Origin of the sequence: Bradyrhizobium sp. (assembly GCF_035484855.1) — a bacterium.
Classification (GTDB): domain Bacteria; phylum Pseudomonadota; class Alphaproteobacteria; order Rhizobiales; family Xanthobacteraceae; genus Bradyrhizobium.
Window position 1 is genome coordinate 1 of the sequence record NZ_DATHOP010000004.1, and the last position, 6,381, is coordinate 6,381.

6 protein-coding genes are annotated in these 6,381 nt (G+C 62.3%); 4 read left to right on the forward strand and 2 right to left on the reverse strand.

Going from position 1 to position 6,381, the window contains the following annotated elements; translation table 11 throughout:
* Positions 1-384: 384 nt before the first annotated feature.
* The 3 genes from VK804_RS00205 (at position 385) to VK804_RS00215 (ending at position 2,563) form a co-directional block, all read left to right on the forward strand.
* The gene (locus tag VK804_RS00205) at positions 385-954 is read left to right on the forward strand and encodes a fasciclin domain-containing protein (protein WP_325366463.1); all 570 of its coding nucleotides are present in this window, start codon (positions 385-387) and stop codon (positions 952-954) included.
* Positions 955-1,128: 174 nt separating this feature from the next.
* On the forward strand, positions 1,129-1,758 hold the full coding sequence (locus tag VK804_RS00210) for a cytochrome b/b6 domain-containing protein (protein ID WP_325366465.1): 630 nt from the start codon (positions 1,129-1,131) through the stop codon (positions 1,756-1,758).
* Positions 1,759-1,777: 19 nt separating this feature from the next.
* Positions 1,778-2,563 (forward strand): molybdopterin-dependent oxidoreductase, encoded by a 786-nt coding sequence (locus VK804_RS00215; RefSeq protein WP_325366467.1) that lies wholly within the window; start codon positions 1,778-1,780, stop codon positions 2,561-2,563.
* Between the two features lie 103 nt (positions 2,564-2,666).
* On the opposite strand, the gene VK804_RS00220 is transcribed toward VK804_RS00215, so the two are convergent.
* Positions 2,667-3,563 (reverse strand): shikimate dehydrogenase, encoded by an 897-nt coding sequence (locus VK804_RS00220; RefSeq protein WP_325366469.1) that lies wholly within the window; start codon positions 3,561-3,563, stop codon positions 2,667-2,669.
* Between the two features lie 144 nt (positions 3,564-3,707).
* Positions 3,708-4,895, reverse strand: a complete 1,188-nt coding sequence (locus VK804_RS00225; RefSeq protein ID WP_325366471.1) for a YbfB/YjiJ family MFS transporter — start codon at positions 4,893-4,895, stop codon at positions 3,708-3,710.
* 231 nt (positions 4,896-5,126) lie between these two features.
* Here VK804_RS00225 and leuB point away from each other — a divergent pair, with 231 nt between their 5' ends.
* Positions 5,127-6,239 (forward strand): 3-isopropylmalate dehydrogenase, encoded by a 1,113-nt coding sequence (leuB, locus tag VK804_RS00230; RefSeq protein WP_325366473.1) that lies wholly within the window; start codon positions 5,127-5,129, stop codon positions 6,237-6,239.
* Positions 6,240-6,381: the final 142 nt, after the last annotated feature.

The following is a 6,381-nucleotide window of genomic DNA, read 5'->3' on the forward strand; positions in this document are numbered from 1 at the left end:
CCAGAATCGCGCCGCACCGTTGACGGCACGTTGCTGTTGCAGGCCAGCGTTCGTTGACGCCGCCGTTACCTTCAGGCTGAACCTGATTTTTTGTCGCAGCAAGCGAATTGCTCGCGGCAGTGCACGCTGCTGTGTCGCGGCAATTCCGCCGGCCGGTAAATCGAATGACGCGTCAATGACCCTGACGATTCGCGTGTGCCATCCGACGCACACGGATGCTGTGGAAAATAGTTTCAGCGAAGCGAAAATTTATTCCCTGAAACCGGCCCCTAGGCCTGCCGTAACTCGGGCCAACGACGAAGCAGTCCACCCAGGTTCGACCGCATCGTTGTTGGCTTCATCGCCGGCTTCAGCCGGCTCATTTCATCATCGGGAGATGTCACCATGTCCAAGCGTATCGCATTTTTGACCGCCGCCGCCTTCGGCGCATTCGCCCTCACCGCCAGCATCGTCGCGCCCGTCAGCGCGCAAGACAAGATGACTTCGGGCGAAAAGACCGTGATGGTCGGCGGCGCTGCGATGTTCCCCTCGAAGAACATCATCCAGAACGCCGTCAATTCGAAGGACCACACCACGCTGGTCGCCGCGGTCAAGGCCGCCGGCCTGGTCGAGACCCTGGAAGGCAAGGGACCGTTCACGGTGTTCGCGCCGACCAACGCCGCCTTCGGCAAGCTGCCGGAAGGCACCGTCGACACCCTGGTGAAGCCGGAGAACAAGGCCACCCTGACCAAAATCCTGACCTACCACGTGGTTCCCGGCAGGCTCGAGGCCTCCGACCTGACCGACGGCAAGAAGCTCAAGACCGTCCAGGGCGAAGAGCTGACCGTGAAGCGGTCGGGCGATACCGTCATGATCATCGACTCCAAGGGCGGCTCCTCGACCGTGACGATCCCGAACGTCAATCAGTCGAACGGCGTGATCCATGTGGTCGATACCGTCCTGATGCCGTCGTAACGCTCGCCTGTCCTGTTCTGGTCCCCGACGGGATGTGCGCATGCGAGCCGGGGCAACCCGGCTCGCATTTTTGTGACTACGATGCCCGTCAGGCATAGATCTTATCTACTCTTTGGCAGTAACGAACCCACGGATCCCGGCGTATATTCCGAGTATCGACCTCAGAGATCAGCCATGTCCAGCCTTGCAGCCAGCGACCACCCTACCGTACCCGCCACAACGAAGGTCATTCAGCCGGCCTGGGTGCGGACGGTGCACTGGATCAATGCTTTCGCGATGGCCCTGATGATCATGTCGGGGTGGCAGATCTACAACGCCTCGCCGCTGTTCGATTTCAGCTTCTCGTCCTCGATCACGCTGGGCGGCTGGCTGGGCGGCGCGCTGCTCTGGCATTTCGCGGCAATGTGGCTGCTGATGGTCAACGGCCTCGTCTATCTGACGCTCGGTTTTGCCACCGGCCGCTTCCGCAAGAAACTGCTGCCGATCACGCCATCCGGCGTGATCTCCGACGTCAAGGCCGCACTGACCTTCAAGCTCGAGCATGACGACCTTACCCGGTATAATTACGTCCAGAAGCTGCTGTACGCGGGTATCATCGTGGTCGGCGTCGTGATCGTATTGTCCGGGCTTTCGATCTGGAAGCCGGTGCAGCTGCAATACCTGACGGCCTTGTTCGGCGGCTACGACGTCGCGCGCTACGTCCACTTCATCTGCATGTCGTTGATCTGCGCGTTCCTGATCGTGCACGTCGCGCTGGCGGTGCTGGTGCCGAAGAGCCTGCGGGCCATGATCATCGGCCGCTAATATTCGAGGAGAACTCATCATGGGCCGGCTTCGTTCGCTTCTCATTCCCGGCGTCGACAAGAAGCTTTTGATCCGGGACGCCGTCAAACTGCTGCCCGACCCGGCGCGGCGGCGTTTCATCGCGGGCGGCGCGAGTCTCGGCGCGCTGACGCTTTTGACCGGCTGTAACGTGACCGACAGTTTTTCCGCCGATGACATGCTGGCGAGAATCTCGAAATTCAACGACGCGGTGCAGGCCTTGATTTTCAATCCCTATGCACTGGCGCCGACCTTTCCCGAAAGCGCGATCACCAAACCGTTCCCGTTCAACGGCTATTATGATGTCGACGACGCGCCCGAGGTTGACGGCAAGGCGTGGAAGCTCGAGGTGCGCGGCCTCGTCGACAACAAGAAATCCTGGACGCTGGATGAATTGTACAAGCTGCCGCAGGTCAAGCAGGTCACCCGCCATATCTGCGTCGAGGGCTGGAGCGCGATCGGCAGCTGGACCGGCACGCCGCTGCGCGACTTCCTGAAACTGATCGGCGCCGACACCCACGCCAAATATTGCTGGTTCCAGTGCGCCGACAAGGACGGCTATAACTCGCCGCTCGACATGGAGACGGCGCTGCACCCGCAGACCCAGATGACCTTCAAATTCGCCGACGAAATCCTTCCCCGCGCCTACGGCTATCCGATGAAGATCCGGGTGCCGACCAAGCTCGGATTCAAGAATCCGAAATACGTGATCTCGATGGAAGTCACCAACGACTACAAGGGCGGCTACTGGGAAGACCAGGGCTACAATTCGTTCAGCGGGAGCTGAGCCCTTGGGTCCCGTAGGGTGGACAAAGCGAAGCGTGCCCACCATCTTTGATGAAGTGCATATGGTGGGCACGGCGCAAGAGCGCCTTTGCCCACCCTACGATTCAGCCTCTCGCCACATCCGGCGCGGCGTATCTTTTTGCCATCGCGCCGTCGAATGCCATTCCCATCACGGCGGTCGACGCCGCGACCCCGGTGAATAATTCGAATGCGTCGGCGGCCTGATAAATGGCAAGTTCGCGCCCGGTCATGACGGTCGCGCCTTTGGCCTTGGCCGCTGTCAGCAGCGGCGTCCAGAGCGGCGAATAGACCGCATCGGCAACCCACAATCCGGCATGCAGCAGGCCATCCGGAACCGGCGTGGCCACGCTCGGCAGCATGCCGACCGGGGACGCGTTGACCAATCCCACGACATCGCGCAGCGCGTCCTCGACGTTGTGGGCGACGCTTGTTTTGGTGTGGCCTTCGAGCTTTGCGACCAATCGTGCCGCCTTGTTGGGCTCGGTATCGAAAATCCGCAACTCGCTGACGCCGAGGCCCGCCAGCGCAAACGCAATCGCCTTGCCGACGCCGCCGGCGCCGATCAACGCAACGCAGCCAGGCGAGGAAGCGGTGACCAGCGGGGCGATGGCTCGCGCAAAGCCGGTCCGATCGGTGTTGTGGCCGATCAGCCGGTTGTCGCGGACGACGACGGTATTGACCGCGCCGGTCTGTGCCGCGCCCGGCGATAATTCGTCGAGCAGATCGAGCACGGCTTCCTTGTAGGGAAAGGTGACGTTGATGCCTGCAAAACCGAGCCGCCTGATACCCTCGAGCATCAGTTTCAGTTCGTCGCGCCCGGCGCCGGCGACTTCGATCAACTGGTAATGACAGCGGAGGCCCAGCGCCTCGGCCGCCCCCTCGTGCATGGCTGGAGCTGCCGACTGCGCGATCGGCGTTCCCAGCAGGCCGGTGAGAATGCCGCGGTCGGAGGCGTGTGAGTGGTGCGTATCGGAAGTCATTATTCCCGGTCATGGACGGCGTAAAAACGCACTCTAGCCCAGCCTAACGCATGATCCGGAAAAGTGTGAAGCGGTTTTCCGAAGAGATCATGCGCAACCAAGAATCTAAAGCGCGATGATGATTCATCCTAATCTCATCGCGCTTTAGGATTTGCGCGCCAGCCTGCCCTGAAGCGCGGCTGCGACCGCGCCGAGCACCAGCAGCGCCGCGGAGACGTTGAGCGCGTAAGCCAGGCTGCCGAACGTGTCGGTAACGGCGCCGACCGCGGTCGGCCCCAGCGTCTGGCCGATGCCGAATGCGACGGTCATCGCGGCGATCCCCTTGGGCCAGGCGGCAGGCGGGTAGTTGAAGCGCACGAAGGCGGTGGTCGATCCCACCACCGCGAAGAAGGCAACCCCGAACACCAGCGCCGAGACGGTCAATAGCAGCGTGGAATGCCCGAACAGCGGCAAGCCCGCACCGAGCGCATTGACGCCGAGCACGATGGCGGTCGAGAGGCCGCCACGATCCAGCGCCAGCACGAGGCGCCAAACCCAGGGGGTCGCGAACGCGCTCAGGCCGATCAGGCTCCAGAACGCGCTCTGCGCCATGGCGCCGCCGCCGGCGTCGCGGACATAGGCGATCATGAAGGTCATGTAGGCGATGTAGCCGGCGCCGAACAGGAAGTAGCCGACGAGATAAATCAATATCGGCCGGATCGCGAAGGGTGCCGGCGCGGTCTCGTCGAGGCCGGCATCGCTGTCGATCGGCACCAGCAGCAGCGGAATGGTCAGGACCACCGACAGTCCCGTCAGCACCCACCACACGATCCACCACGAGCCCGGTCCGAACCCCTGCAGCACGAAGGGTGCGATCAGGCCGGAGGCCACGATGCCGAGCCCGGGTCCGGCGTAAAACAAGCTCAACAGAAAATTCGCCCGCGCCGGCCTCGACTGCGCGATCTTCGCGGCCAGCGCGGCACCTGCCACGAAGGCAATCGCGGCACCGATGCCGACCAGCAGGCGCGCAAGGCTCAAAATAATAAAATTGCCGGATATGGCGCTCAGCGCCAGCGACAGCAGGCAGGCCAGCGTGCTCCAGCGGATGGTGGCGGACAGCCCATATCGCCTGATCAGCCGCGCGGCCATCAACGCGCCGGCGAGATAGCCGGCGGCATTGACGGTATTCATGAAGCCCGCGGCCGAATAAGACCACGCAAGCGCGTCGCGCATGTCCGGCAGCACCAGCGCATAGGCAAAGCGGCCGATGCCGAGCCCGACGGTCGGCGCCAGCGACAAAATCAGGATCAACCGCGCCGGATGCGCGGGTAGCTTGGGAGCGGGCGCGTGCAAGGGAATCTCCAGCAAGCTGGACTGTGGCAGGGTATGGCGCCGTTGCACAGGGCGCAGACGGCAATGGTGTCTTGCCATCCGCGCAATGCCGCTTTAGCACTCCGCTTTGTTCGTCATTCCGGGGCGCGCGCCAGCGCGAACCCGGAATCCATCTCACCGCTGGATTCCGGATCGCCTCGCTATGCTCGGCGTCCGGAATGACGAGTTGCGGATACATTGCGAGGCCTTCCCATGACCACCCACAAACTCCTGCTTCTGCCCGGCGACGGCATCGGCCCCGAAGTGATGGCGGAGGTGAAGCGCTTGATCGACTGGCTCGATGCGGAAGGCATCGCGCATTTTGCTACCGAGCAGGGCCTGGTCGGCGGTTCCGCCTATGACGCGAGCCAGCAGAGCATTACGGACGCGACCATGGCGCAGGCGATGGCCGCGGACGCCATCATCTTCGGCGCGGTCGGCGGCCCCAAATGGGACAGCGTTCCCTATGAGGCGCGGCCCGAGGCCGGGCTGCTTCGCTTGCGCAAGGACCTCGGCCTGTTCGCCAATTTGCGGCCCGCGGTGTGCTATCCGGCGCTGGCGGATGCCTCGAGCCTGAAGCGCGAGGTGGTCGAGGGGCTCGACATCATGATCGTGCGCGAACTCACCGGCGGGGTGTATTTCGGCGAGCCCAAAACCATCACCGATCTCGGCAATGGCCAGAAGCGCGCCATCGACACTCAGGTCTACGACACCTACGAGATCGAGCGCATCGCCCGCGTCGCCTTCGACCTGGCGCGCAAGCGCCGCAACAAGCTGACCTCGATGGAAAAGCGCAACGTCATGAAATCGGGCGTGCTCTGGAACGAAGTCGTCACGCAGGTACATGCGCGCGAATACAAGGACGTACAGCTCGAACACCAATTGGCCGATTCCGGCGGCATGAATCTGGTGAAATGGCCGAAGCAATTCGACGTCATCGTCACCGACAATCTGTTCGGCGACATGCTGTCGGATATCGCGGCGATGCTGACCGGTTCGCTGGGCATGTTGCCGTCGGCCTCGCTCGGCGAGATCGATGTCAAAACCAAAAAGCGTAAATCGCTGTTCGAGCCGGTGCACGGTTCGGCGCCCGATATCGCCGGCAAGGGTCTGGCCAATCCGATTGCGATGCTGGCCTCGTTCGGCATGGGGCTGCGCTATTCCTTTGATATGGGCGAGTTGGCCGATAGGCTGGATGCCGCGATTGCGGCCGCGCTGGCCAAGGGCCTGCGCACGGCGGATATCAAGTCGGAAGGCACAACGGCTGTTTCGACCACGCAAATGGGCGAAGCGATTCTGAAAGAATTGCAGGCGCTGCACGCCTGATCGACAAACAAGACAATAAAAAAAGTCGTCAGGCTCTCAGGCTGTGACGACTTTTTATTGGTTTGAACTTTATCGGCTTGAAACGGACCGCTTTAATTCGGCGCCGCAGCCTCACGAATCAATATAGCGGGAACGACTGCGA